Genomic DNA, 22,698 nt, shown 5'->3' on the forward strand with positions numbered 1-22,698 from the left:
ACGCCCGAATGTGCCCGGAATGCGGGTGGAAACGCGGAGCGGCTCGTACCCGAGATTTCACCGGTGCGAGCCGCTCGCGAGACGATCAGCGGAGTCTCAGACCCCCAGGTCCTTGATGATCTTGGCTACGTGGCCCGTCGCCTTGACGTTGTACAGGGCGCGTTCGACCTTGCCCTCCTCGTCCACGACGATCGTGGAGCGGATGACGCCGACGACCGTCTTGCCGTACAGCTTCTTCTCGCCGAAGGCGCCGTACGCCTCCAGGACCTGCTTGTCCGGGTCGGCGAGCAGGGTGACCTTCAGGGACTCCTTCTCGCGGAACTTGGCCAGCTTCTCCGGCTTGTCGGGGGAGATGCCGATGACGTCGTAGCCCGCGCCCGCCAGCAGCTCCAGGTTGTCCGTGAAGTCGCAGGCCTGCTTCGTGCAGCCGGGCGTGAGGGCGGCCGGGTAGAAGTACACGATGACCTTGCGGCCCTTGTGGTCCGCCAGGGACACCTCGGTGCCGTCGGCGTCGGGCAGGGTGAAGGCGGGGGCCACGTCCCCCGGCTGGAGTCGCTCGCTCATCGGGCCAGGGTAACCGGGGGTGCTGACAGTGTGATGAGCCGTGGAGCTGACAGACTGTCCCACACAGGCTTCACACCGACTTCGGAGGCGACACGGTGGCGGACACGGCGGACACCAGGACCCCGGCGCAGATCGAGGCGGACATCAGGCGCCGCCGCGCGACCCTGGCAGAGACCCTCGACGAGCTCGGCGTGCGGGTGCACCCGAAGACGATCGTCGGGGATGCCAAGGCCAAGGTCGCTTCCAACATCGATCACACCCTCGGGCGGGCCTACGTGGGAGTGAACCGGGCTGTCACCGACGTGCGGGCCCGTTTCGTGGACGAGGAGGGCGCGCCCCGGCTCGAGCGGGTCGTTCCGGTCGCGCTCGTCGTGGTGGGAGTGGTCGGGCTGCTCGCGCTCGGCACACGGCGCCGCAAGGGCTGACCCGACTGCGTACGTGCGCGCGGAAGACAGGTAGGTTTCAGGGCGTGAGCGCCAAGAGAAACGAGCAGAGCACCCATCCTGACAAGCTGCCCATCCGGATGCTGCACGACCGCGTACTCGTGCGGCAGGACGCCAGCGAGGGCGAGCGGCGTTCCGGCGGCGGCATCCTGATCCCCGCCACGGCGGCGGTCGGCCGGCGGCTGGCGTGGGCCGAGGTGGTCGCGGTGGGACAGAACGTGCGGACCGTGGAGGCGGGCGACCGGGTGCTGTTCGACCCGGAGGACCGGGCCGAGGTCGAGGTGCGGGGGATCGCGTACGTGCTGATGCGCGAGCGTGATCTGCACGCGGTGGCCGCGGACCGGTTCGAGGGCGCCGAGGACTCGACGGGCCTGTACCTGTAGGGCCCAGGTGGTGCGAAGGGGCCGGTGACGATGGTCACCGGCCCCTTCGGCGTGCTGTGCGGCTTTGCTACGTTGGAGGCACCCCCGACGAGACGCGCCGTACCGGGATCAAGGCAAAGACGACGCACCGATACCGTCAGCCCGTTTCCCGGAGGTGCCCGTCATGGCCTGGGTTCTGCTCGTCGTCGCCGGTCTGCTCGAGGTGGGGTGGTCCGTCGGCATGAAGTACACGGACGGGTTCACGCGTCCGCTGCCCAGTGTGCTCACGGGCGCGGGCATCGTCGCGAGCATGCTGCTGCTGTCGCAGGCGGCCAGGTCCCTGCCCATCGGTACCGCCTACGGCGTGTGGGTGGGGATCGGTGCGGCCGGGGCGGCGGTGTTCGGGATGGCGGTGCTGGGTGAGCCGGCGACCGCCGCCCGGATCTTCTTCGTGTGCCTGTTGCTGGTCGCCGTGGTGGGGCTGAAGGCGACCAGCGGTCACTGAGGCGTCGGACCTCTACTCGCGGCGGGCGCCCTGGGGGACCACGCCCCAGCCGGGGCCGGTCGGGCCGCCTGTCGCGCCGCCGTCGCTCGCGTCGCCGCCACCGCCCTCCGTCGTGCCGCCGTCGGTCGACCCTCCGTCGGTCGTGCCGCCGTCCGCTGTGCCGCCGCCGGTGGGGGACTCGCCGCCGGTGGTGCCGCCGGTGGTGCCACCGTCGGTGGTGCCGCCCTCGGTCTGTCCCTCGGGGGCGCTGGGGCTCTGCTCGGGCGGCCGGGTGCCGGTCTCCTCGCCGCCGGTGGTCGTGCCGCCGTCGGTGGTGGCGCCGGTGCTCGGTTCGGCCGGGGCCTCGCTGCTGGGGGCCTGCGAGACGTCGGCGCCGGGCTGGAGCCTGAGGTCGAACTCCTTGGCCGGCTTCCCCTTGAGGGCGTCCTGGGTGTACTGCGTCCAGATCTCGGCGGGTGCGCCGCCGCCGTTGATGCGGGGCAGGCCCATGGCGCGGTACAGCGACTTGTGGGCGGCGGTGACCGGGTCCTGGCCCATGACGGAGACGACGGTGGCGAGGTCGGGGGTGTAGCCCGCGAACCAGGCCGCCGTGTCCTCCTCGGCGGTGCCGGTCTTGCCGGCGACGGGGCGGCCCGCGGCCTGCGCGGCGGAGGCGGTGCCGTTCTGGACGACGCTTTGCAGCATGGAGGTGGTGGTGTCGGCGGCCTCGCGGCTGACGGCCTGCCGGGTGCGCCGCTCGGGCAGGTCGATCGGCGTGCCCTCCTTGGTGACCTTGTCGACGATCGTGTACGTGCCGTGGCGGCCGTGGTTGGCGAGGGTGGCGTAGGCCTCGGCCATGTCGAGGACGCTGGCGGTGGCGGTGCCGAGCGCGATGGCGGGGCCGTCGGCGAGGTCGGGGGTGGTCTCGGGGACGCCGAGGTCGATGGCGGTCTGCTTGACCTCGGCGGGGCCGACGTCGGCGGCCATCTGGGCGTACACCGAGTTCACGGAGCTGTCGGTGGCCTCGGTGACGGTGATGTCGCCGTAGGAGTGCTGGTCCTCGTTCTCGGGGGCGTAGGGGTCGCCGGTCCAGCCGCGGACAGGGCGCTTGTTGGTGCCGTCGTAGATGGTGTTCGGGGTGATGACGCGGCCGTCCTGCGTCTCGGAGTGGTTCTCGACGGCCGAGGTGAACACGAAGGGCTTGAAGGTGGAGCCGACCTGGAAGTCCCTGCGGGTGGCGTTGGGGGTGTACTGCTTGACGTAGTCGACGCCGTTGTACATCGCCACGACCTTGCCGGTCTTGGGGTCGACGGAGGCGCCGCCGGCGCGGACGTAGGTGTCGACCTTGCGGTTCTTCTTGTCGAGCTTGGACATCAGCTTGTCGTTGACGGCCTTCACGAACGCGTCCTGCCTGCCCTTCTGCAGGGTCGTCGTGATGCGGTAGCCGCCGGCGTCCAGCTTGCTCTCTTCGATGATCTTGTTCTGGACGAGGTAGTCCTTGACGATCCGGACGATGTAGCCGCGCTGGCCGGACATGCCGGTGGAGAGGGTGGACTCCTTCGGCACGGGGAACTTCATGCCGGTCCGCTCCGACGCGCTGAGCCAGCCCTTCTTGACCATGCCGTCCAGGACGTAGTTCCAGCGGGACTCGGCGGCCTTGCGGTTCTCCGGGTGGGCGACGACGTCGTACTGGCTGGGGGCGTTGACGAGCGCGGCGAGGTAGGCGGCGCGGGCCGGGTCGAGGTCCTTGGCGTCCTTGCCGTAGTAGGCCTGGGCGGCGGCCTGGATGCCGTAGGCGTTGCGGCCGAAGTAGCTGGTGTTGAGGTAGCCCTCGAGGATGTGGTCCTTGCTGACCTCGCGGTCCAGCTTGATCGCGATGAAGAACTCCTTGGCCTTGCGCGTGACGGTCTGTTCCTGGCGCAGGTAGTAGTTCTTGACGTACTGCTGGGTGATGGTGGAGCCGGACTGCTTGCCCTTGCCGAGGGCGGTGTTCCAGGCGGCGCGGACCATGGCCTTGGGGTCGACGGCGGACTCGGTGTAGAAGTCGCGGTCCTCGGCGGCCAGGATGGCGTGCTGGGCGTCCTTGGAGATCTGGGGGAGGGTGACGTTCTCCCGGTTGACCTCGCCGTCGCGTGCGATGACGGAGCCGTCCGCGTAGAGGTAGACGTTGGCCTGCTTGGTGGCGAGCGCGTTGGCCGGTGGGATCTGCACGAGCGAGTAGCCGAGGAAGAAGCCGCCGATCAGCAGCAGCACGGCGATGATGAAGCCGCCGAGCGTCATGCGCCAGGTCGGGATCATCCGGCGCCAGCCGGTCCGCTTCGGCTTCCCGGCCGCCGTGGCCTCGGGCGTGGCCGGGGCGCCGTCGGCGTGTGCCTGCGGCTCTCTCGGTGCCCAGCCCGGTTTCGGCTGCTGCGGCTGAGGCTCGTCACTCATGTCGTGCACGGACTCCTGTTTCGCGTCGTACGTCGTTGCGCACGTCTCTGCTCGCTCTTGCGCCCCTGTGATGAAGACTGTCCCATCCGTTGATCAGTTCCCTGATCGGAGGCCGGGCTGCGAGCCGTGTGGTGAGGCGGGCCGCGTGCGGGCGGGTGCGCGGGCGGGCACGGGCTGAAACGCGCTGCTCCGCGTTCCTGCCCGAATCGTGATCTCGCCCGCGCGACGTTCGCCCGAAGGGGGACCCGGCCGTGGATCTCGACGGCTCCCACGCTCCGCCCGGCCGGCACCGCCGTCACGCTGCTCGCCCTGGCCACGGGCGCCTCGGCCCGCGCGGACGCAACGGATCGTACCGTCTGGGCCGGTGCCCACTCGCCCCGCGGCGCTCCCGCCGCTCCCCGAAATTGCGTGGCACGCCCGTTCGCCGGAGGGCTAGGCTCCTGCGCTTCGGTGCCGGGTGGCGAGGAGGGCTGTGGATGTGGGTTCGGGACGGTTGTACGCGGCCGTCGCGGCGGGCGGTTTCCGGCGGTACGCGACGTATCGGGCGGCCACGTTGGCCGGGGTGTTCACCAACACGGTCTTCGGCGTCGTCCTCGTCTACACGTATCTGGCGCTGTGGGACGAGAAGCCGCACCTCGGGGGGTACGACCAGGCTCAGGCCGTGACCTATGTCTGGCTGGGGCAGTGCCTCTACGCGACGCTGGCGATCCAGGGCGGGGGTGCCGAGAAGGACCTGATGGACCGTATCCGCACCGGTGAGATCGCCGTCGACCTGTACCGGCCGGCCGATCTTCAACTGTGGTGGCTGGCGGGGGACATGGGGCGGGCGTTGTTCCAGATGCTGGGGCGGGGTGTGTTTCCGTTCGTGTTCGGTGCGCTCTTCTTCCCGATGGCGTTGCCGACGTCGGTCACCCCGTGGGCGGCCTTCGCGGTCACGCTGCTGCTGGCGACGGTCGTGAGCTTCGCGATCCGCTATCTGGCGGCGCTGAGCGTGTTCTGGCTGCTGGACGGCATGGGCGTCAACCAGGTGCTGGTGATCACGGGGATCTTCTTCTCGGGCATGGTGCTGCCGCTGAACGCCTTCCCGGGTGTGTTCGGCGAGGTGGTGCGGGTGCTGCCGTGGGCGGCGCAGATCCAGATGCCGGCGGACGTGCTGATGGGGGAGACGGACCCGCTGCGGGCGTTCGCCTTCCAGGCTGCGTGGGCCGTGGCGCTGCTGGCTGCGGGGCGGTTGCTGCAGGGGGCGGCGACGCGGCGGGTGGTGGTGCAGGGTGGCTGAGCGCGGTGTCCTGCTGGAGGGGTTGCGGGCCTACCGGCTGATCGCCGGGATGTGGGTGCGCTCCAGCATGGCCTACCGGACCTCCTTCGTCGTCACGGTGTTCGGCAACCTGACGGTGACCGCCCTGGACTTCGTGGGGATCCTGCTGATGTTCTCGCAGGTCGACTCGCTGGGCGGCTGGTCGCTGCCCGAGGTGGCCTTCCTCTACGGGCTGTCGGCGACGTCGTTCGGCATCGCCGATCTGGTGCTCGGCTCGATGGACGTCCTGGGCGCCCGGATGCGCGACGGCTCGTTCGACACGCTGCTGGTGCGTCCGGTGCCGGTGCTGGCCCAGGTCGGCGCCGACCGGTTCGCGTTGCGCAGGCTGGGGCGGATCACCCAGGGCGCGGTGGTGCTGGGCTGGGCGCTGGTGTCGGTGGACGTGGACTGGAGCGCGGCGAAGGTGCTGCTGGTGCCGGTGATGGTGGTCAGCGGCGCGGCGATCTTCTCGGCGGTGTTCGTGGCGGGCGCGGCCTTCCAGATCTACGCGCAGGACGCCGCCGAGGTGCAGAACGCCTTCACCTACGGCGGGACGACGCTGTTGCAGTACCCGCCGTCGGTGTTCGGCAAGGACCTGGTGCGGGGCGTGACCTTCATGCTGCCGCTGGCCTTCGTCAACTGGGTGCCGGCGGCCTACGTGCTGGGGCGGTCCTACCCGGTCGGGCTGCCCGGCTGGGCTCAGTTCGCCTCGCCGATCGTGGCGGTGGCGTGCTGTGTGCTGGCCGGGCTGGCGTGGCGGACGGGGCTTCGTTCGTACCGGAGTACAGGGAGTTGAGTTGACCGGGTCGGAAAGCGGGTCCAGCCGGGAAGGCGGATCCGAAGGCGGGTTCATCGAACTCGACGGTGTCGAGAAGGTCTTCGAGGTGCGCAAGAAGACCGGCTTCATGAAGCGGGAGCGGCGGCAGGTGCGGGCCGTCGACTCGATCTCCTTCCGTGTGGAACGCGGCGAGATGGTCGGCTACATCGGCCCGAACGGCGCCGGCAAGTCCACCACGATCAAGATGCTGACCGGCATCCTCACGCCCAGCGCGGGCCGGCTGCGGGTGGCCGGTATCGACCCCTCCCGGGAGCGGACGCGCCTCGCGCACCGTATCGGCGTGGTGTTCGGGCAGCGTACGACGCTGTGGTGGGACCTGCCGCTGCTGGACTCCTACCGGCTGATGCACCGCATGTACCGGATCCCGGACGCCCGTTACCGGGCGAACCTCGACCGTCTGGTCGAACTCCTGGACCTGGGCGATCTGCTGGACGTGCCGGTGCGGCAACTCTCTCTCGGCCAGCGGATGCGCGGCGACATCGCGGCGGCGCTGCTGCACGACCCGGAGGTGCTGTACCTGGACGAGCCGACCATCGGTCTTGACGTCGTCTCCAAGTCGAAGGTGCGGGAGTTCCTGCGGGAGGTGAACGCCGAGCGCGGTACGACGGTGCTGCTGACCACTCACGACCTGCAGGACATCGAGCAGTTGTGCGGGCGGGTGATGGTCATCGACCACGGGCGCCTGATGTACGACGGTCCGCTCGCCGCCTTGCACGAGGCGGGGGAGAGCGAGCGGGTCCTGGTGGTGGACCTGGAGCGGGAACTGCCGCCGATCGAGGCGCCGGCGCCCGCGCGGGTCGTGCGGGTGGACGGTCCGCGGCAGTGGCTGGCGTTCCCGGCGGGGGAGTCGGCGGCGCCGCTGGTGGCGCGGATCGCCGCCGAGTACCCGCTGGTGGACCTTTCGGTGCGGGAGCCGGACATCGAGGCGGTGATCGCGAAGATGTACGCCGGGCAGACGGAGCGGGCGATCTCGTAGCCCCCGGCGGGGTGGGCTCGTAGTCTGCTGTGTATGACCGACGACGCCGTCCCGGACCTCCGCGCCTCCGATGCCGACCGCGAACAGGTCGCCGGGATCCTGCGGGACGCCCTCGCGGAGGGCCGCCTCGACATGGAGGAGTTCGAGGAGCGGCTGGACGCGACGTACAAGGCGCGCACCTACGGGGAGTTGGCGCCGATCACCCGGGACCTGCCGGCCGCGGGAGTCGCCGCGCCCTCGGTGTCCCTGACGAAGGACGGGGCCGCCGGGCCGGACTGGTCCGGGCGGGTCGTCGGCGGCGAGGGGTCCTCCACCTGGGCGGTCGCCGTCATGTCCGGTTTCCAGCGCAAGGGGCGCTGGACGATGCCCCGGCGGTTCACCTGCCTCGCCTTCTGGGGCGGTGGGGAGATCGACCTGCGCGAGGCGCGCTTCGCCGACCGTGAGGTCGAGGTCAACGCGATCGCGATCATGGGCGGGGTGGACGTGATCGTGCCGCCCGGGGTCGAGGTCGTCGTCCGCGGCATCGGCGTCATGGGCGGCTTCGACCACCGTGAGGAGGGCGTGCCGGGCGAGCCGGGCGCACCGAGGGTGATCGTGACCGGGTTCGCGCTGTGGGGCGGAGTCGGGGTCCAGCGCAAGCCGACCCGTGCGGAGAAGCTGCGGCTGCGCGAGGAGCGCCGCCGGGAGAAGCTGGAGCGCAGGGCGGGGCGGCGGGAGCTGGACTGAGGACGCCCGCTGCCCGCGGACATGCGTGCCGCCGGGCGGCCACGGGGGAGCGCTGAGCAGTCGTGTGCCCGCCGCCTGTGAACGGGCGGCAGACGACGGGCACGGGTCGAGATCCCGCACCGCGTGCGCGAACGCGAAGGACGTGGACGAGGCGGGCATGCCCGCTGTCTGGGCCAGGGCGCGGACCTGTTCCTGCGCGCCGTCCCAGCCGTAGACGAAGCTGCCGCTGGTGCAGGCCCACACCACCGCGTCCGCACCGGCGTGGCGCAGTTCCTGGACACCCGCCGCCAGCCGCCCGGCGGAGCCCATCTCGAGCAGCGCGTCTACCCGGTGCGCGTCCTCACCGATGTCGGTGTGCACCAGGTCCACCCGGATGTCGCTGCCCAGCAACTGCTCGATGCGCGGATAGTCGTCCTCGGCGGAGTGGCCCGGGTAGAGAAATCCCAGTGCTGTCATGTCCAGCCTTCCTGCTGCTGCTCTTCTTCCGGCACTACGGGACCGGGGTCCACCCCCGGCGCTGCGGGACCGGAACGCGCCGCCGGATTGATCAGCGCTTGATACGGCCCCACCGCACGGGTACCCAGTCGGCGCAGCGCCGCCCACATCGTCACTTGGTTGGCCGAGATCACGGGGATGCGCAGCTCGGCCTCCAGCTGGGGGATCACGTCGTACGTGGGCAGGTTGGTGCAGCTGATGAACAGCGCGTCGGCGTCGCCTCGGACGGCCTGCCGCGCCATGTCGACCACCTCCCGGTAGGGGACCTTCCAGATGTGCCGGGTCAGCCCCATGAAGGCGCAGCCGGAGATCGACACACCGGCCTGGGCGACGTAGGCCTCCAGCGACTGCGTCACCGAGACCGTGTACGGCGTCACCAGCGCGACCCGGCGTACGTCCAGCTCCACCAGGGCCTCCAGCAGCGCCCCGGAGGTGGTGATCGCCGGTACGGCACCGGCCCGGCTCATCGCCTCGCACATCGCCCGCTCGCCCATCATGCCGCCGACGAAGCTGCCCGAGGTGCAGGCGTAGGCCACGACCTCGGGGGCGATGGCGTTGAGCGTGCGCACCGCCTCGCTCAGCGTCTCGTGCTCACTGACCAGCCGTGCCAGATCGAGACTCACCTCGACCGGCACGAACGGTGTTCGGGTCATATGGAGCGAGACCTCGTCCGGCACCCAGCGCCACAGTTCGCGGTCGAGTGCGAAGTCGAAGGGGGCGACGACGCCGACCCCGCGCTGCGGGCTGGGCCCGCCGAGAAATGAGACGTCCATGGCAGGCACCGGCCTCACGCTGGGCAAGTAGTGTGCAACGGATCGTGGGAACGCCCGTGTTGACGACGGTAGGTTCGGGTGCGAGCGTGGTCAATCCGCCCGGATCACTCCTTGGTCAACACCGGGTTAACTCGTCGTCACCGCCGGCCGCACCAGGGCCGGCCGGCGCCGCCGCACGGCTGGAGAAACGGCTGCTCATGCCCATCCCCACGCTCCTCGTCCTGGACGCCGAACCCCTCCCCCGTCTCGGCCGCCTCACCGGCCACGCCCGCATCGAACACACCGACGCGGCACATCTGGCCGAGCGCCTCCCGCGTGCGGATGTGCTCCTGGTGTGGGATTTCGCCTCGCACGCCGTGCGGCACGCGTGGCCGGGCGAGGGTCCGCGGCCACGCTGGGTGCATACGGCGAGCGCCGGTGTGGACCATCTGATGTGTCCGGAACTCGCCGCTTCGGACACGGTGGTGACGAACGCGCGCGGCATCTTCGACCAGCCGATCGCGGAGTACGTCGCCGCGCTCGTCCTGGCGATGGCCAAGGACCTGCCCCGGACGCTGGAGCTCCAGCGGGAGCGGACCTGGCGGCACCGCGAGTCGCACAGGATCGCCGGGAGCCGGGCCGTGGTGGTCGGGTCGGGGCCGATCGGCCGGGCGATCGCGCACACCCTGGGGGCGCTGGGCATCACCACCGCACTGGTGGGCCGCACCGCGCGCACCGGGGTGCACGGCCCGGAGGACCTGGACCGGCTGCTGGCCCGCGCCGACTGGGTGATCGCGGCGGCACCGCTCACGGACGAGACACGGGGGATGTTCGACGCCCGCCGCTTCGGCCTGATGCAGCCGTCCGCCCGGTTCGTCAACATCGGCCGCGGCCAGCTGGTCGTCGAGCACGCGCTCGCCGAGGCCCTGGCCAAGCGCTGGATCGCGGGCGCCGCCCTGGACGTCTTCGAGGCCGAACCCCTGCCCTCCGACAGCCCGTTGTGGGGGGCACCGGACCTGATCGTGTCCCCCCACATGAGCGGCGACATCATCGGCTGGCGCGACGAGCTCGCCACCCAGTTCGTGGAGTTGTACGAACAGTGGGCGTCCGGCGAGCCACTGAAGAACGTGGTCGACAAGCAGCGTGGGTACGTACCTGGTCACTGACGTTCCTGGGAGGGTGAATGACCGAGCTCACCGACCTGACCGCCGTACGGCTTCTCGACGGGTACCGCAAGGGCGAGTGGAGTCCTGTGGAGGTGACGCGGGCAGTGCTGGAGCGGGCCGAGGCGGTCCAGCCGGAGGTGAACGCCTTCGTCCGGCTGACCGCCGAGGACGCGCTGGAGCGGGCCGCGGAGTCCGAGGAGCGATGGCGGCGGGGTGAGCCACGCGGGCTGCTGGACGGGGTGCCGGTCACGGTCAAGGACATCCTGCTGCAGCGCGGGGCGCCGACCCTGCGCGGGTCGAGGGCCGTGGACGCTGCGGGGCGGTGGGACGAGGACGCCCCCTCCGTGGCCCGGCTGCGGGAGCACGGTGCGGTCTTCATCGGCAAGACCACGACGCCCGAGTTCGGCTGGAAGGGCGTGACGGACTCGCCGCTCAGCGGGATCACGCGCAACCCGTGCGACCCCTCGCGCACCGCGGGCGGGTCGAGCGGCGGCAGCGCCGCGGCGGTGGCGCTGGGCGCGGGACCGCTGTCGCTGGGCACGGACGGCGGCGGCAGCGTCCGTATCCCCGCGTCGTTCTGCGGGATCTTCGCGCTGAAGCCGACGTACGGGCGGGTGCCGCTCTACCCGGCGAGCGCGTTCGGCACCCTGGCGCACGTCGGGCCGATGACCCGGGACGCGGCGGACGCGGCGCTGCTGATGGACGTCATCGGCCGTCCGGACTCGCGCGACTGGTCGGCGCTGTCCGCCCCGGCCGGTCCGTACACGGACTCTCTGGCGGGCGGGGCAGGGGTGCGCGGGCTGCGGGTGGCGTACTCGCCGTCGCTGGGCGGGCAGGTGTCGGTGCAGCCCGCGGTCGCGAGGGCGGTGCGACGGGCGGTGGAGCGGCTGGCGGAGCTCGGCGCGTACGTCACGGAGACCGACCCGGACCTCACCGACCCGGTGGAGGCCTTCCATACCCTGTGGTTCAGCGGGGCGGCCCGGGTGACGCAGCATCTGGGCCCGCACCAGCGGGAGTTGCTGGACCCGGGGCTGCGGGAGATCTGCGCGCGGGGCGCCCGGTACTCGGCGCTGGAGTACCTGGCCGCTGTGGACGTCCGGATGGACCTGGGGCGCCGGATGGGCCGCTTCCACGACACCTATGACCTGCTCGTCACGCCCACCATGCCGATCACGGCCTTCGAGGCGGGCACCGAGGTACCGAAAGGTTCCGGCCATCGGCGGTGGACCGGTTGGACCCCGTTCACCTACCCGTTCAACATGACGCAGCAGCCCGCGGCGAGCGTGCCGGTCGGCACGGACGCGGACGGTCTGCCGGTCGGTCTGCAGCTCGTGGCCGCCCGGCACCGGGACGATCTGGTGCTGCGGGCGGCCCACGCGCTGTTCGAGGCGGGGGCGGCCGCCGGGGGCGGGCCTACGCCCTCCGGAAGCTGAGCGACTCCCCTGCCGCTCCCGACCTCCACAGGTCGTTGCACGCCTCGGCCATGGCCTCCAGGCCGTCGACGACCTGGCCCCAGACGATGCCCGGGACCCAGCCGACATCGCCGTTCAGCAGCAGGTTGTTGCGCTCGTAGAACAGGGCCAGGTCGACGAGCGTGGTCCCGGCGCGGACCTCGCGGTCGTAGCCGTAGGACTTGGTCCCCAACTCCGCCCCGGCGAAGGTGAAATAGCACAGGTCGCCGGGGATGGGGGTGATGGTCGGGTTTTCCAGGGGTGGTTCGGTTTCGGCGAAGGGCGGGAAAAGGGCGTAGATCTCGTTGCGTGCGTACTTCGCGTGGTAGACGTCGCCGGCCAGCGGAAGGGAATCCCAGACGGCCGCGCACGTGATGGGCGCGCGGTCGTCCAGCAGCCTGGCCGTGCAGGTCACGTCGCGCTTGACCAGCGAGACTTCGATGTAGCGATCAGCCATGCCTCCATGGGAGTGCCCACCGGCGCTGCGGTCAAGGGCGCAGGGCGAGAGTGCGGGGCTTGAAAAGATCGGCATAACTCGAGAGCGGTCGGGTAGCCGCGCGCCCATGGCTCCACCACAGAGAAGCCCACACAGAAGCAGACTGCGAAGTCCCGAACCCATATCCGGGCCCGTCTCCGGGCCCACGCGCCGGTCGCTGCTCGCGGGGGTGGCGGCGCTCGGTGCGCTGGGCGCCGCCGGATGCAGCAAGGTCGCCACCGCCTCGGACGTCAAGGGCGGCGACCTGCTCGGCCGGCTCCGGGCGGCGGGCGTCGTCCGGCTCGGCATCGCCGGCGAGATCCCGTTCGGCTTCATCGACACCAACGGCGAGCTGACGGGTGAGGCCCCGGAACTGGCCAAGGTGATCTTCAAGCGGCTCGGCGTCGACCGGGTGCAGCCCGTGCCGACCGAGTTCGGCTCCCTCATCCCGGGCCTGAACTCCCAGCAGTTCGACGTCGTGGCCGCGGGGATGTACGTCAACCCCGAGCGCTGTGAGCAGGTCATCTTCGCCGACCCCGACTACCAGATGCTCGACGCCTTCATCGTGCGCAAGGGCAACCCGAAGGGGCTGCACAGCTACAAGGACGTCGTCGGCAAGAAGGCGAAGTTCGCCACCGGGACCGGATACGCCGAGATCCAGTACGCCGTCGAGGCGGGGTACAAGGAGAGCGAGATCCTGATCGTCCCGGACCAGGTCGCGGGCCTGAACGCGGTCGAGGCGGGGCGTGTGGACGTGTTCGCCGGTACGGCGCTCACCGTGCGCGAGGTGGTGAAGAAGTCCGCCAAGGCGGAGGCCACCGATCCGTTCAAGCCGATCGTCGGCGGCAAGCCGCACGTCGACGGAGGCGCCTTCGCGTTCCGGCCGACCGAGTCGAACCTGCGCGACGCCTTCAACGTGGAGCTGCGCAAGCTCAAGAAGAGCGGCGAACTGCTCCGCATCCTCAAGCCGTTCGGTTTCACCGAGGCCGAGATGACGGATCTGACCGCGAAGGAGCTCTGCGGCGGATGACCTCGGGACTCTGGGAACTCGTACTCAAGGGCGTCTGGGTCACGGTCCAGCTGCTCGTCGGCAGTGCCCTGCTGGGCGCCGCGGTGTCCTTCTTCGTCGGTGTCGCGCGCACCCACCGGCTGTGGATCGTCCGCTTCCTGGCGGGCGTCTACACCGAGGTGTTCCGCGGTACGTCGGCGCTGGTGATGATCTTCTGGGTGTACTTCGTGCTCCCCGTCGCCTTCGGCTGGCAGCTGGTACCGCTGTGGGCGGGCATCCTGGCGCTGGGTCTGACCTACGGGGCGTACGGCTCCGAGATCGTGCGCGGTGCGCTGAACGCGGTCGACCCCGCGCAGAAGGAGGGCGGGATCGCGCTCAGCTTCACGCCCTGGCAGCGGCTGCGGCTGATCCTGCTGCCGCAGGCCGTGCCGGAGATGATCCCGCCGTTCTCCAACCTGCTCGTCGAACTGCTCAAGGGCACCGCCCTGGTGTCCATCATGGGCATGGGTGACCTGGCGTTCAGCGGCAACCTGGTGCGGCTCGCGCTCCAGGAGAGCGCGGAGATCTACACGATCGTGCTGCTGATCTACTTCGTGATCGCCTTCGCGCTGACCCGCGGCATGCGTCGCCTGGAGCGCAGCCTCAAGGCCGGCACCGGCAAGCCGGTCGGGAGCACGCCCGACCAGGAACTGGACCGTCCGAAGACGACCGGGATCGGAGGTGCCGTCGCATGAAGTGGGACTGGAGCGCTGTCAGCGGCTTCATGCCGCAGTTCTGGGAGGGTCTGCTGGTCACCGTGCAGATCCTGGCCCTCGGTTCGCTGATCTCGTTCGCGCTGGGTCTGGTGTGGGCGCTGCTGATGCGGGTGCCCTCGCGCTGGGTGACCTGGCCGGTCGGCGCGGTCACGGAGTTCGTCCGCAACACCCCGCTGCTGGTGCAGCTGTTCTTCCTCTTCTACGTGCTGCCCGAATGGGGCCTGACCTTCTCGGCGCTGGCCACCGGTGTCTTCGCGATCGGGCTGCACTACTCGACGTACACGATGCAGGTCTACCGGGCCGGCATCGAGGCCGTGCCGGTCGGCCAGTGGGAGGCGGCGACGGCGCTGAACCTGCCGCTGCGCCGGACGTGGACCGCGGTGATCCTGCCGCAGGCGGTGCGCCGGGTCGTGCCCGCGCTCGGCAACTACGTCATCTCCATGCTCAAGGACACGCCGATGGTCATGGCGATCACCGTGCTGGAGATGCTCGGCCGGGCGCGCCTGTACTCGCAGGAGCACTTCCAGTTCACCGAGCCGCTGACGGTGATCGGCGTGGCCTTCATCGTCATGTCCTACCTGGCCTCCCTTGCCCTGCGAGCCCTGGAGCGACGCCTTGCCCACTGACACTCTTCCCCAGCCCGAGACCAATCCGGAGAAGGACCCCGCCGCGAGCGCGGGCGAGCTGATCCGGCTGGAGCAGGTCACCAAGCGGTTCGGGAGCAACACCGTCCTGGACCACCTGGACTTCTCGGTCGACGCCGGCAAGCACGTCACCCTGATCGGGCCGTCCGGGTCCGGCAAGACGACGATCCTGCGGCTGCTGATGACCCTGCTCAAGCCCGACGAGGGCACGATCACGGTCGACGGACAGCAACTGTTCCCGGCCTCCGACAAGCAGGTCCGCGAGGTCCGCAAGAAGATCGGGATGGTGTTCCAGCAGTTCAACCTGTTCCCGAACATGACGGTGCTGCGGAACATCACCGAGGCGCCGGTCACGGTCCTCGGCCTTTCGAAGGACGAGGCGGTGGAACGGGCCAAGGGCCTGCTCGACATGGTGGGCCTGGCCGACAAGTGCGACGCGCACCCGGCCCAGCTCTCCGGCGGCCAGCAGCAGCGGGTGGCGATCGCCCGGGCCCTGGCGATGCGCCCGCAGGTGCTGCTGCTGGACGAGGTGACCTCCGCGCTCGACCCGGAGCTGGTCGCGGGAGTTCTCGACGTCCTCAGGGACATCGCCCGCTCCACGGACATCACGATGCTCTGTGTGACCCACGAGATGAATTTCGCCCGGGACATCTCCGACCAGGTACTGATGTTCGACAACGGCCGGATCATCGAGTCGGGCACACCGGAAAAGATCTTCAATGATCCGGAGCTGGACCGGACACGGGAGTTCCTCAGCGCAGTTCTGTGACTACAGCCCGTGAACAGGAAGAACACCCCGCCCTGTGGCAGGGACCGGACTGGGGCATGCTTCTGGCACATGCCAGAGTGCCATTGCCCCAGTCCGGGGCCCCGGGAATCTTGTCAACCCCCGCTCCGCGCAAGCCCTTTGCCGGTTAACCTGGAAGAGGTTCACTGACCGGATTACGGCCCTACAGCAAGCGCAGGGGGAGACCACCGTGGCGCTGAAGCACGAGCCGACCACCCCGTACCACTCGGCCCAGGAGGCCCTGCGCGTCCTGGAGACGGTGGCGCGCGGCACCAGCGGTGTCACCGACGCCGAGATCGCCCTGCACACCCGCATCGCACCGGAGCGGCTGACCGCGCTCCTGCGCATGCTGCGCCGCGAGGGCTACATCGAGCAGATCTCCGACGGCGCCTACGTCACGGGCGAGACCCTGGCCCGTCTCGGCTCCGCCCACCACCGCGAGCAGGCCCTGCGCGACAAGCTCCAGCGCACCCTGGACCGGCTGCGGGACTCGGTCGGCGCCGCCGTCTACATGAGCCGGTACGTCGACGGCGAGATCAGCATCACCCAGTACGCCGACAGCCCGTCGGCGCCCGCGGTCAACGAGTGGGTCGACTTCCGCTCCTCGGCCCACGCCACCGCCATCGGCAAGAGCCTGCTCACCCAGCTCGACCACGCCGGCCGCCGCGACCACCTCGCCCGGCACAAGATGGCCCGCCTCACCTCGCGCACCATCACCAGCGACTGGCTGCTGCTCTCCCGCCTGGAGGCGCAACCGCCCACCGTGCCCGTCCTGGACCTCCAGGAGTACGCGATCGGCACGGTCTGCGCGGCCGTCCCGATCACGGCCGGCTCCTCCGTCGGCTGCCTGGCCCTGTCCCTCCCGGTCGAGCACGCCCACCGCCTGCGCCAGGCCGCCGACACCCTCAACCGCCACGCGGCACCGGTGCTGCTCTCCCTGGCGATCTGAGGCCTGCCGCCACGGCTTCGGACCCTGTCCGCGGTGCGGGGCGCCGGCCCTGTCCGGGTGGTCCGGAGCACCCCCCGGCATTGGGTAGTATTTTCCCCGTCGCCCGCCGCGGAACACGATTCCGGTGGCAGGCGAGAGTCATGCGCCGCTAGCTCAGTTGGTTAGAGCAGCTGACTCTTAATCAGCGGGTCCGGGGTTCGAGTCCCTGGCGGCGCACGGATGAGGGGCCTCTCGTGGGAGCGAGAGGCCCCTCAGCGCGTTTGCGATCCCCGTCCGTCAGCCGTCGGTACGCCCGCTCCCCGGGCGGCCGCCACCACACCGGACCGGCGCACCCCACACCCTCCCCGCGCAGCTCCGCCCGGCGGATCTTGTTCGTCGCCGTCACGGGCATGTGCTCCACCACCCGCACGAACCGGGGCGCCATCTTCGTCCCGAGGTCGGGCTGAGCGGCGAGGAACGCCGCGAAGCTCTCGGGATCGAACGAACCGGCGATCGTGGCCATCACCTGGTCCCCGGTCACCGGGTCCGGCACGGCGTACACACAGACCGCCTCCGCCCCCTCGTACCGGGCGAGGATGTTCTCGATCATCGCCGCGGCCAGGTTCTCCCCGTCCACGCGGAGGCGGTCGTCGGTCCGGCCGGCGAAGTAGAGGTAGCCGTCGGTGTCGCGGTAGAAGAGGTCGCCCGTCCAGTACCAGCCTCCCCCGCTCTCGGCTTCGCCCGAGCGGGGGGACCCCCACTTGCGGCGTTCCGCCTCCGCCGCAGGGTTGCGCCAGTAGCCCTCGAAGGAGCTGGGCCCCTGGTTGACGAGTTCGCCGATCGCCTCGTCCCCGTTGAGCAGCCGCCCCGCCCCGTCGAAGACGGCCGCCTCGCACTCCGCACGGCTCTCCCGGTCGAGGACGACGAGCCCGGGTGCCGCCCGCCCCACCGCGCCCGGCGGTGTCCCCGGTGTCCACGCGATCGCCGCCCCGCCCTCCGACGAGCCGTAGCCCTCCACCAGCCGCGCCCCGAACCGCCGCTCGAAGGCGGCCGCGTCCACCGCGCCGGCCTCCGTGCCGAAGCCCAGGCGCAGCGGGTTGTCGCGGTCGTCCGGGCGCGGCCCGGTGGCCAGGACGTACTGGATCGCCCGGCCCACGTACGTGAAGTACGTCGCCCCGTACCGCCGTACGTCCGGCAGGAACCCGGACGCCGAGAAGCGGCGGCGCAGCGCCACCGCCGCGCCGGTCACCAGTGCGGGTGCCCAGTCGGCGATCACCGCGTTGCCGTGGAACAGGGGCATGCAGACGTAGTGCACGTCGTCCGGGGACAGGGAGAACTGGTCCGCCAGGGACCGGCCGGCGGCTGCCAGACGGCCCTGGGAGCAGAGCGCGGCCTTGGGGGCGCCGGTCGAACCGGAGGTGAAGCAGAGCAGGAAACGGTCGCCCGGGGTGGCCCCGCAAGGGTCCGGGCGGGCGTCCGCGTACGGGGTGAGGAGCTCGGCGTACTCCGGGGTGTCCGTAACCAGCAGGCGGACTTCCGGCAGGTCCAGGTCTGCCAGCAGCGGCAGGTGGGCCCGTTCGGTGATCAGGACGCGGCACTCGGTGTGGACGATGTCGCGGGCGAGTTCGGCACCGCGCCGGGTGGGGTTGATCCCGGCGACGGCCGCCCCGGCCAGGGCCGCGGCACCCAGCCACAGCGGGAACTCGGGGGTGTTGTCGAGCAGCACCCCGAGGTGGGGTTCGGCGGCCGGCGGCAGAAGGTCCGTGAGGAGTGCCGCCCGGGCCGCGGCGCCGGCCGCCACCTCGTGCTGCGTCAGGGTCCGCTCCTCGCACCGCAGGCCGGGGCGGTGGTCGCCCCACCGGGCGGCGATGAGTTCCGCGACGGTGCTCGCCCTGGAGTCCATGGGCGGGCACGGTAGTTGACGTGACGTCAGATGTGGAGTCCTACGGCTGCGGGAAGTCGCCCGCGACGGAGAACATCGCGTGGGCCACCGCCATGAAGCCGACGGCGAAGAGGATGAACGTGCCGAGGAAGGCGAGCAGACATCCCGTGCCCGCGACGAGCTTCCCCTGTGCCGGGGGCCTGGCCGTGGCATGTTCCGGGCGGTCCGCCGGGTAGTGCACGGTGACGATGTCGCCCTCCAGGATCGTCCCCGGCCCGCCGTGCTCCTCGAAGCGGACGCCGCGGCCCTCGCGCGTGGTGAACTCGTACACGTGGTGCAGGGTGGTGCGCACCGAGCTGTCGCCGCCCCCGCTCGTCGTGGTGTACGTCCGCAGACAGCGGGCCTCGGCGGTCAGGCCGCTGTTCCAGGCGCGGCTGACCCGCACGGAGCGGCGGATCACCACGACCACGGCACAGGAAGCGACCGCGATCATGAGCGCGGGCACGATGTAGAACAAGGTTTCCATGAGCTCCCCCGAGGCCCTGGGCGGCCTTCGAGCGGCCGGCGTGGGAGGAACCTACCCGCGCCGGCCGCAGCCGTGACTCAAGAGAAGCTCAGAGGTTCCGAAGGGTTCAGAAGGTCACGTCCGAGCAGGCGTAGAACGCGTTGGCCGTGTCGGCGATCGTCCACACGGCGACGATGACGTGCCGGCCGCTGAGCCCGGTCGGCAGTCTGCCGCTGTGGGAGAGCGTGGACGGCGGGCGCTGCCCGTTGTACGGCACCGTGAGGAACGGCGTGAGGTCGAGGTCGGACCGGGCCAGGTTGTGGTTCTGGTTCCAGCCCGGCTTGGTGACGTAGTACTTGAAGTCGGTCGTGGCGTGCATGGCCGTGAACTGCCAGCGGAACGTGTAGTTCTGGCCGCCCGTCACCTTCGTGGCGGGCCAGGCTCCGCCGGACGGCGTGCGAGGTGCGCTGAGCTGGCTGAAGTGGCCGAGGCCGGCGTTGCAGATCTGCCCGTCGGCGGGCCCGGAGGCCGGGAAGCCCTTCGGGCCCTCGACACTCTGCGGCTCCCACTGGATGGATCCGCAGTTGGTCACGGTGCCGTTCTGGCAGAGCTTCTGCCGGCTGATGGGGAGGTCGGTGTAGCCGTGGCCGCTGGCACCGCCGGAGGAGAGCACGAGAGCTCCGGTCGTGGCCAGCCCCACCGCGGCTGCGGACAACTTGGTCCTGGTACGCATGCTGCCGCTCCTGGAGAACGTGGGGGAGGTTCAGTGAGCCGTGCGTGTAGGTCTAGACCAAGTGCGAGATTATGGGCGTCGGTTGAACATGTCCATACCAATCACGGAGCCGTTTCCCCACGGCCGGCGCAGAACGCCACCGTCAGGTCCTTCACCAGCACCTTCCGCTCGTAGTCGTCGAGCTCGACCAGCCCCCGCATGGTCAGCCGGGTCACCGTGTCCTCCACCGAGTCCACGACCGAGGTGAGCACGCTGGCCCGGTGCCGGGCGTCCAGCTGCGCGATCCGGCGGCGGTGCATCGCGGCGGCGATCTCGGGGGCGTACTCCACACGCACCGGCTGCACGGAGAACACCTCCAGGCCGACCGGGGCCGCGTCCGCCGCCACCAGCCGGGTCAGCGCCTCGGCCGCCGCGTCCCCCGCCCCCCGCGGCCCGCCCGGCATCTCCACCGGCACCCGGGCCAGCGCCGCCTCGACGCACTCGCGCAGATACGTCTCGTGGTCCTCGACGCCCAGCATGGCCCGGGCGGTGTCCCGCACCCTCCACACCACCAGCACGACCACCCGCAGCGCGACCCCGCCCCCGTCGGCCGCGGGCACGGGCTCGCTGCGCCAGTGCCGCAGCCGGACATCCACCCGGCGGCGCAGCAGCAGCGGGTTGACCCACAGCAGACCGGAGCGCCGGACGGTCCCCCGGTAGCGGCCGAACAGGTCCAGCACCCAGGCGCGCCCGGTACGGCCGCGGGCCAGCCCACCGAGCCCGAACAGCCCGAGCGCCCCGGCCCCCGCGTACGCCGCCCACTGTGCGGGGCCGAGCCCGGCCCCGGCGTACGCGGGCAGCCGCAGCGCCTCCAGCACGAGCGGCGGCAGTACCCCGGCCCACCAGGAGGTGGCCACGCACCCGGCCGCGCCGCAGGCCCCGGCCAGTACGCCCGCCGCACCGGGCAGCACCCGTGCGGGCCGCTCCACCAGGTCCGGATCGACCTCCGGCACCGGGCGCTTCGGGATGTCGGCCGGGCGTCTGAGCCGCGGCTGCTCCCCCGTGCCCTGCCTGCGGCCGACGACCGCCGCCTTCACCGGCACCGGCGCGGGGTCGGGATCGTCACGGAACAGCAGGTGGACGGGGATCTCGGTGGTGGACTCGTTCTGGATGAGCCGGGCGGGCCGGGCCGGTCCGTCGGCCGGCCCGTCGGACTCGGACGTGTGGGAAGTGGTCGTACTCATGCGTGCCTCCAGCCTCCGCGCCAGATGCGTCACAACGGTGGTCCCGGACGCAGGGGCCCGAGGGGCCCGGCCGGGATTCGGGGCCCACCCGCGGGGGGGGGCCGGGGACCTCGGGGTCCGTCCTATGAGAAGAGGCGCCGCCAGGTTTCCGGGCCCGGATAGCCGTCGGCCGCGCCGCCCCGCCAGCCCTGAGTGCGCTGGAAGGCCTCGACACCGCGCCGGTCCGCCTCGCCCCAGGCCGGCCCCGGTCCGATCCGGTAGAACCTGCCGAACCCCTTCCGTACGAGCTGCTCGCCCAGCCGGGTGACGTAGGGGTTCCTCGCGCCGGGGCGGAACATCGCCCGCCCCGGGTAGCCGGGCACCCCGTGGGAAGCGGGCGGCGGGCCGACGGCCCCGTCGGTCACGTCCTCGCCCTGGGCCGTGACCAGCAGCTCCCAGGTGCGCGGGTCGGGCAGCCCGCTCGCTTCCGCGGCGGTCCAGCCCTGGGCCAGCTGGAACGCCCGGGTCGCCCGCCGGTCGGCATCGGTCCAGCGCGGCCCCGGGCCCGACGCGTACGCGCCGCCGGCCCCGCGTGCGACGAGCATGCGGCCGAGCTGCGTGACGTACTCGTTGTTCGCGCCGGGGCCGAAATACACCTCTCCCGGGTAGGGCGTGGTGGCCGGGGCGCCCGCCTGGCCGCCGTCCTTCCCGGGGACCGGCTCCTGCGCGGTGACGCCCTTGTAGCGGTAGGGCACGTACCGGTCGGAATTGGTCCGATAGGCGTACGGGGTGGCCTTCCGGCGGGTGTGCGGCGGGGTCTGCTCGTACGCGGTGTAGGAGGTGTGCTTGCTGTCCGTCCAGCCGCCGAAAATGGTGACATGCGAGCCCTTCTCGGGGTCGGACGCATTGTGGAACAGCAGAATGTCGCCGGGCTGGAGTTCCTCCTTGGAAATCTTCTGCCCGTATGCCGCGAGGCTGCCCGTCCATTCGTTCCGCGGCAGCCGCCAGGCCATGGAGACATAGCCGGAGCAGTCCTGCCGGTAACCGTCGGACCAATAGGCGCTCATGCTGTACGGCACCTTCGCGGCGACCCAGGTCTTGGCCCTGTTGATGATCTCCGAGCGAGTGATGGCGGTGACCTCCGGGGCGGCGGAGGACTCCGTCTGACGGCCCGGGGAGCCATGCAGCGGGGACGTGACACCCTGGGGGGTCTCGGGCTCGTCACCTGCGGGATCGCCCGGGCGGTGCGGGGCGTGCGACACCGCCGCGGCCGGTACGGTGTGGCCCGCGCCGAGGGCGGCGGAGGCCACGGCGGCCAGGGCGAGAGCCCGGTGCGCCGCCGGATGGGCGCCGGCGCGGCCGGTCCAGGAATGCGGGAGGGCGCGGCGCCAGTGGACGCAGCCCGGGCAGTCGCAGTCGTTCGCGGGGTCGATTTCCTCGAATACCGGCGACTCCATGCGATTCCCCTCACACTTCCGGCGGAAAATGCGGCGCCCGGACACCGGAGGGCGCGCCTGGCCAGTTTCGCAACTGTCTTCCGTACGCGCATGCTGACGGTCCGAATGATGTACGCGGCCGCCTCACGGGGGACCCCCTCCCCCGGGCCGTGGTCCGGAGCACCTCTGGACGTCCTGTAGGGTTACGACGTCAGCAGGCGCCGCTAGCTCAGTTGGTTAGAGCAGCTGACTCTTAATCAGCGGGTCCGGGGTTCGAGTCCCTGGCGGCGCACCGACCGGAAGGCCCCTCGCGGAAGCGGGGGGCCTTTCGCATGCCCCTGTATGTCCTTTCGAG

The 22,698-nt window shown here is 71.1% G+C and carries 22 protein-coding genes, 2 tRNA genes, 2 pseudogenes and 1 riboswitch; of the genes and pseudogenes, 16 read left to right on the forward strand and 10 right to left on the reverse strand.

Translation table 11 applies throughout. The features are described from left to right. Positions 1–96: 96 nt before the first annotated feature. Positions 97–564 carry a thioredoxin-dependent thiol peroxidase gene (bcp, locus tag ACFCXS_RS07370; RefSeq protein ID WP_053669884.1) on the reverse strand — a complete coding sequence of 156 codons (468 nt, stop codon included), beginning with the start codon at positions 562–564 and terminating at the stop codon, positions 97–99. Positions 565–659: 95 nt separating this feature from the next. Between bcp and ACFCXS_RS07375 the strand changes: the two genes are divergently transcribed. The 3 genes from ACFCXS_RS07375 to ACFCXS_RS07385 all read left to right on the forward strand — a co-directional run bounded on the left by ACFCXS_RS07375 (position 660) and on the right by ACFCXS_RS07385 (position 1,874). After that, complete coding sequence (locus tag ACFCXS_RS07375; protein WP_376642085.1) at positions 660–989, forward strand: DUF3618 domain-containing protein; 330 nt, start codon at positions 660–662, stop codon at positions 987–989. Positions 990–1,033: 44 nt separating this feature from the next. After that, a complete protein-coding gene (locus ACFCXS_RS07380; protein ID WP_376642086.1) occupies positions 1,034–1,390 on the forward strand; it encodes a GroES family chaperonin in 357 nt (118 codons plus the stop codon). A 61-nt stretch (positions 1,391–1,451) separates the two neighbouring features. Beyond that, positions 1,452–1,519, forward strand: a riboswitch (guanidine-III (ykkC-III) riboswitch). A gap of 34 nt (positions 1,520–1,553) precedes the next feature. Beyond that, a complete protein-coding gene (locus ACFCXS_RS07385) occupies positions 1,554–1,874 on the forward strand; it encodes a DMT family transporter (protein WP_376642087.1) in 321 nt (106 codons plus the stop codon). 12 nt (positions 1,875–1,886) lie between these two features. On the opposite strand, the gene ACFCXS_RS07390 is transcribed toward ACFCXS_RS07385, so the two are convergent. Further along, positions 1,887–4,286, reverse strand: coding sequence for a transglycosylase domain-containing protein (locus tag ACFCXS_RS07390; RefSeq protein ID WP_376642088.1), 2,400 nt, complete (start codon positions 4,284–4,286; stop codon positions 1,887–1,889). Positions 4,287–4,764: 478 nt separating this feature from the next. Between ACFCXS_RS07390 and ACFCXS_RS07395 the strand changes: the two genes are divergently transcribed. The 4 genes and pseudogenes from ACFCXS_RS07395 to ACFCXS_RS07410 all read left to right on the forward strand — a co-directional run. After that, a complete protein-coding gene (locus ACFCXS_RS07395) occupies positions 4,765–5,565 on the forward strand; it encodes an ABC transporter permease (RefSeq protein WP_376642409.1) in 801 nt (266 codons plus the stop codon). Further along, positions 5,558–6,379: an ABC transporter permease gene (locus tag ACFCXS_RS07400; RefSeq protein WP_376642089.1), complete on the forward strand. Its 822-nt coding sequence runs from the start codon at positions 5,558–5,560 to the stop codon at positions 6,377–6,379. Before ACFCXS_RS07395 ends, ACFCXS_RS07400 begins: the two co-directional genes overlap by 8 nt. 1 nt (position 6,380) lies before the next feature. Next, positions 6,381–7,397: an ATP-binding cassette domain-containing protein gene (locus ACFCXS_RS07405; protein WP_376642090.1), complete on the forward strand. Its 1,017-nt coding sequence runs from the start codon at positions 6,381–6,383 to the stop codon at positions 7,395–7,397. Between the two features lie 33 nt (positions 7,398–7,430). Beyond that, positions 7,431–8,117, forward strand: a pseudogene (locus ACFCXS_RS07410) (DUF1707 domain-containing protein); the annotation flags it as partial. Between the two features lie 119 nt (positions 8,118–8,236). On the opposite strand, the pseudogene ACFCXS_RS07415 reads toward ACFCXS_RS07410, so the two are convergent. Both ACFCXS_RS07415 and ACFCXS_RS07420 read right to left on the reverse strand, forming a co-directional pair. Beyond that, positions 8,237–8,579: pseudogene (locus tag ACFCXS_RS07415) on the reverse strand (decarboxylase); the annotation flags it as partial. Beyond that, positions 8,576–9,391 carry an aspartate/glutamate racemase family protein gene (locus ACFCXS_RS07420; RefSeq protein ID WP_376642091.1) on the reverse strand — a complete coding sequence of 272 codons (816 nt, stop codon included), beginning with the start codon at positions 9,389–9,391 and terminating at the stop codon, positions 8,576–8,578. The pseudogene ACFCXS_RS07415 and the gene ACFCXS_RS07420, both read right to left, overlap by 4 nt. Positions 9,392–9,588: 197 nt before the next feature. Here ACFCXS_RS07420 and ACFCXS_RS07425 point away from each other — a divergent pair, with 197 nt between their 5' ends. Together ACFCXS_RS07425 and ACFCXS_RS07430 are read left to right on the forward strand one after the other, a co-directional pair. Next, positions 9,589–10,536 (forward strand): D-2-hydroxyacid dehydrogenase, encoded by a 948-nt coding sequence (locus ACFCXS_RS07425; RefSeq protein WP_376642092.1) that lies wholly within the window; start codon positions 9,589–9,591, stop codon positions 10,534–10,536. A gap of 17 nt (positions 10,537–10,553) precedes the next feature. Beyond that, complete coding sequence (locus tag ACFCXS_RS07430) at positions 10,554–11,969, forward strand: amidase (RefSeq protein ID WP_376642093.1); 1,416 nt, start codon at positions 10,554–10,556, stop codon at positions 11,967–11,969. On the opposite strand, the gene ACFCXS_RS07435 is transcribed toward ACFCXS_RS07430, so the two are convergent. Beyond that, complete coding sequence (locus ACFCXS_RS07435; protein WP_376642094.1) at positions 11,950–12,444, reverse strand: DUF3830 family protein; 495 nt, start codon at positions 12,442–12,444, stop codon at positions 11,950–11,952. The genes ACFCXS_RS07430 and ACFCXS_RS07435 overlap by 20 nt on opposite strands. A 106-nt stretch (positions 12,445–12,550) precedes the next feature. Here ACFCXS_RS07435 and ehuB point away from each other — a divergent pair, with 106 nt between their 5' ends. From ehuB to ACFCXS_RS07465, 6 genes are all read left to right on the forward strand, one after another. After that, a complete protein-coding gene (gene ehuB / locus ACFCXS_RS07440; protein ID WP_376642095.1) occupies positions 12,551–13,492 on the forward strand; it encodes an ectoine/hydroxyectoine ABC transporter substrate-binding protein EhuB in 942 nt (313 codons plus the stop codon). Continuing rightward, positions 13,489–14,205 carry an ectoine/hydroxyectoine ABC transporter permease subunit EhuC gene (gene ehuC / locus ACFCXS_RS07445; protein WP_376642096.1) on the forward strand — a complete coding sequence of 239 codons (717 nt, stop codon included), beginning with the start codon at positions 13,489–13,491 and terminating at the stop codon, positions 14,203–14,205. The genes ehuB and ehuC overlap by 4 nt, the downstream gene beginning before the upstream one ends. After that, entirely contained in the window at positions 14,202–14,852 is a 651-nt protein-coding gene (gene ehuD / locus ACFCXS_RS07450) for an ectoine/hydroxyectoine ABC transporter permease subunit EhuD (RefSeq protein WP_376642097.1), read from the forward strand. Before ehuC ends, ehuD begins: the two co-directional genes overlap by 4 nt. Next, positions 14,842–15,639, forward strand: coding sequence for an ectoine/hydroxyectoine ABC transporter ATP-binding protein EhuA (gene ehuA, locus ACFCXS_RS07455; protein WP_376642098.1), 798 nt, complete (start codon positions 14,842–14,844; stop codon positions 15,637–15,639). The genes ehuD and ehuA overlap by 11 nt, the downstream gene beginning before the upstream one ends. 208 nt (positions 15,640–15,847) lie before the next feature. Continuing rightward, entirely contained in the window at positions 15,848–16,606 is a 759-nt protein-coding gene (locus ACFCXS_RS07460) for an IclR family transcriptional regulator (RefSeq protein ID WP_376642099.1), read from the forward strand. 142 nt (positions 16,607–16,748) lie between these two features. Beyond that, positions 16,749–16,822, forward strand: a tRNA-Lys gene (locus tag ACFCXS_RS07465). Here the strand turns inward: ACFCXS_RS07465 and ACFCXS_RS07470 are convergent. The 5 genes from ACFCXS_RS07470 to ACFCXS_RS07490 all read right to left on the reverse strand — a co-directional run bounded on the left by ACFCXS_RS07470 (position 16,788) and on the right by ACFCXS_RS07490 (position 22,364). Then, entirely contained in the window at positions 16,788–18,488 is a 1,701-nt protein-coding gene (locus ACFCXS_RS07470) for an AMP-binding protein (RefSeq protein ID WP_376642100.1), read from the reverse strand. The two genes, ACFCXS_RS07465 and ACFCXS_RS07470, sit on opposite strands and share 35 nt — an antisense overlap. Positions 18,489–18,528: 40 nt before the next feature. Further along, positions 18,529–18,993 (reverse strand): DUF3592 domain-containing protein, encoded by a 465-nt coding sequence (locus ACFCXS_RS07475; protein WP_376642101.1) that lies wholly within the window; start codon positions 18,991–18,993, stop codon positions 18,529–18,531. Positions 18,994–19,099: 106 nt separating this feature from the next. Next, positions 19,100–19,705 carry a lytic polysaccharide monooxygenase gene (locus ACFCXS_RS07480; protein ID WP_376642102.1) on the reverse strand — a complete coding sequence of 202 codons (606 nt, stop codon included), beginning with the start codon at positions 19,703–19,705 and terminating at the stop codon, positions 19,100–19,102. A 101-nt stretch (positions 19,706–19,806) separates the two neighbouring features. After that, positions 19,807–20,928 (reverse strand): SPFH domain-containing protein, encoded by a 1,122-nt coding sequence (locus ACFCXS_RS07485; RefSeq protein WP_376642103.1) that lies wholly within the window; start codon positions 20,926–20,928, stop codon positions 19,807–19,809. 122 nt (positions 20,929–21,050) lie between these two features. Further along, positions 21,051–22,364 carry a peptidoglycan-binding protein gene (locus ACFCXS_RS07490; protein ID WP_376642104.1) on the reverse strand — a complete coding sequence of 438 codons (1,314 nt, stop codon included), beginning with the start codon at positions 22,362–22,364 and terminating at the stop codon, positions 21,051–21,053. 197 nt (positions 22,365–22,561) lie between these two features. On the opposite strand from ACFCXS_RS07490, the gene ACFCXS_RS07495 reads away from it, so the two are divergent. Next, positions 22,562–22,635 (forward strand) — tRNA-Lys (locus ACFCXS_RS07495). Positions 22,636–22,698 lie beyond the last annotated feature (63 nt).

Origin of the sequence: Streptomyces sp. NPDC056373 (assembly GCF_042262425.1) — a bacterium.
GTDB lineage: Bacteria > Actinomycetota > Actinomycetes > Streptomycetales > Streptomycetaceae > Streptomyces.

Coding starts and splice junctions, on each gene's coding strand:
- bcp (WP_053669884.1), bottom strand. CDS start 564: ATGAGCGAGCGACTCCAGCCGGGGGACGTGGCCCCCGCCTTCACCCTG.
- ACFCXS_RS07385 (WP_376642087.1), top strand. CDS start 1,554: ATGGCCTGGGTTCTGCTCGTCGTCGCCGGTCTGCTCGAGGTGGGGTGG.
- ACFCXS_RS07390 (WP_376642088.1), bottom strand. CDS start 4,286: ATGAGTGACGAGCCTCAGCCGCAGCAGCCGAAACCGGGCTGGGCACCG.
- ACFCXS_RS07420 (WP_376642091.1), bottom strand. CDS start 9,391: ATGGACGTCTCATTTCTCGGCGGGCCCAGCCCGCAGCGCGGGGTCGGC.
- ACFCXS_RS07425 (WP_376642092.1), top strand. CDS start 9,589: ATGCCCATCCCCACGCTCCTCGTCCTGGACGCCGAACCCCTCCCCCGT.
- ACFCXS_RS07430 (WP_376642093.1), top strand. CDS start 10,554: ATGACCGAGCTCACCGACCTGACCGCCGTACGGCTTCTCGACGGGTAC.
- ACFCXS_RS07435 (WP_376642094.1), bottom strand. CDS start 12,444: ATGGCTGATCGCTACATCGAAGTCTCGCTGGTCAAGCGCGACGTGACC.
- ehuB (WP_376642095.1), top strand. CDS start 12,551: ATGGCTCCACCACAGAGAAGCCCACACAGAAGCAGACTGCGAAGTCCC.
- ehuC (WP_376642096.1), top strand. CDS start 13,489: ATGACCTCGGGACTCTGGGAACTCGTACTCAAGGGCGTCTGGGTCACG.
- ehuD (WP_376642097.1), top strand. CDS start 14,202: ATGAAGTGGGACTGGAGCGCTGTCAGCGGCTTCATGCCGCAGTTCTGG.
- ACFCXS_RS07470 (WP_376642100.1), bottom strand. CDS start 18,488: ATGGACTCCAGGGCGAGCACCGTCGCGGAACTCATCGCCGCCCGGTGG.
- ACFCXS_RS07475 (WP_376642101.1), bottom strand. CDS start 18,993: ATGGAAACCTTGTTCTACATCGTGCCCGCGCTCATGATCGCGGTCGCT.
- ACFCXS_RS07480 (WP_376642102.1), bottom strand. CDS start 19,705: ATGCGTACCAGGACCAAGTTGTCCGCAGCCGCGGTGGGGCTGGCCACG.
- ACFCXS_RS07485 (WP_376642103.1), bottom strand. CDS start 20,928: ATGAGTACGACCACTTCCCACACGTCCGAGTCCGACGGGCCGGCCGAC.
- ACFCXS_RS07490 (WP_376642104.1), bottom strand. CDS start 22,364: ATGGAGTCGCCGGTATTCGAGGAAATCGACCCCGCGAACGACTGCGAC.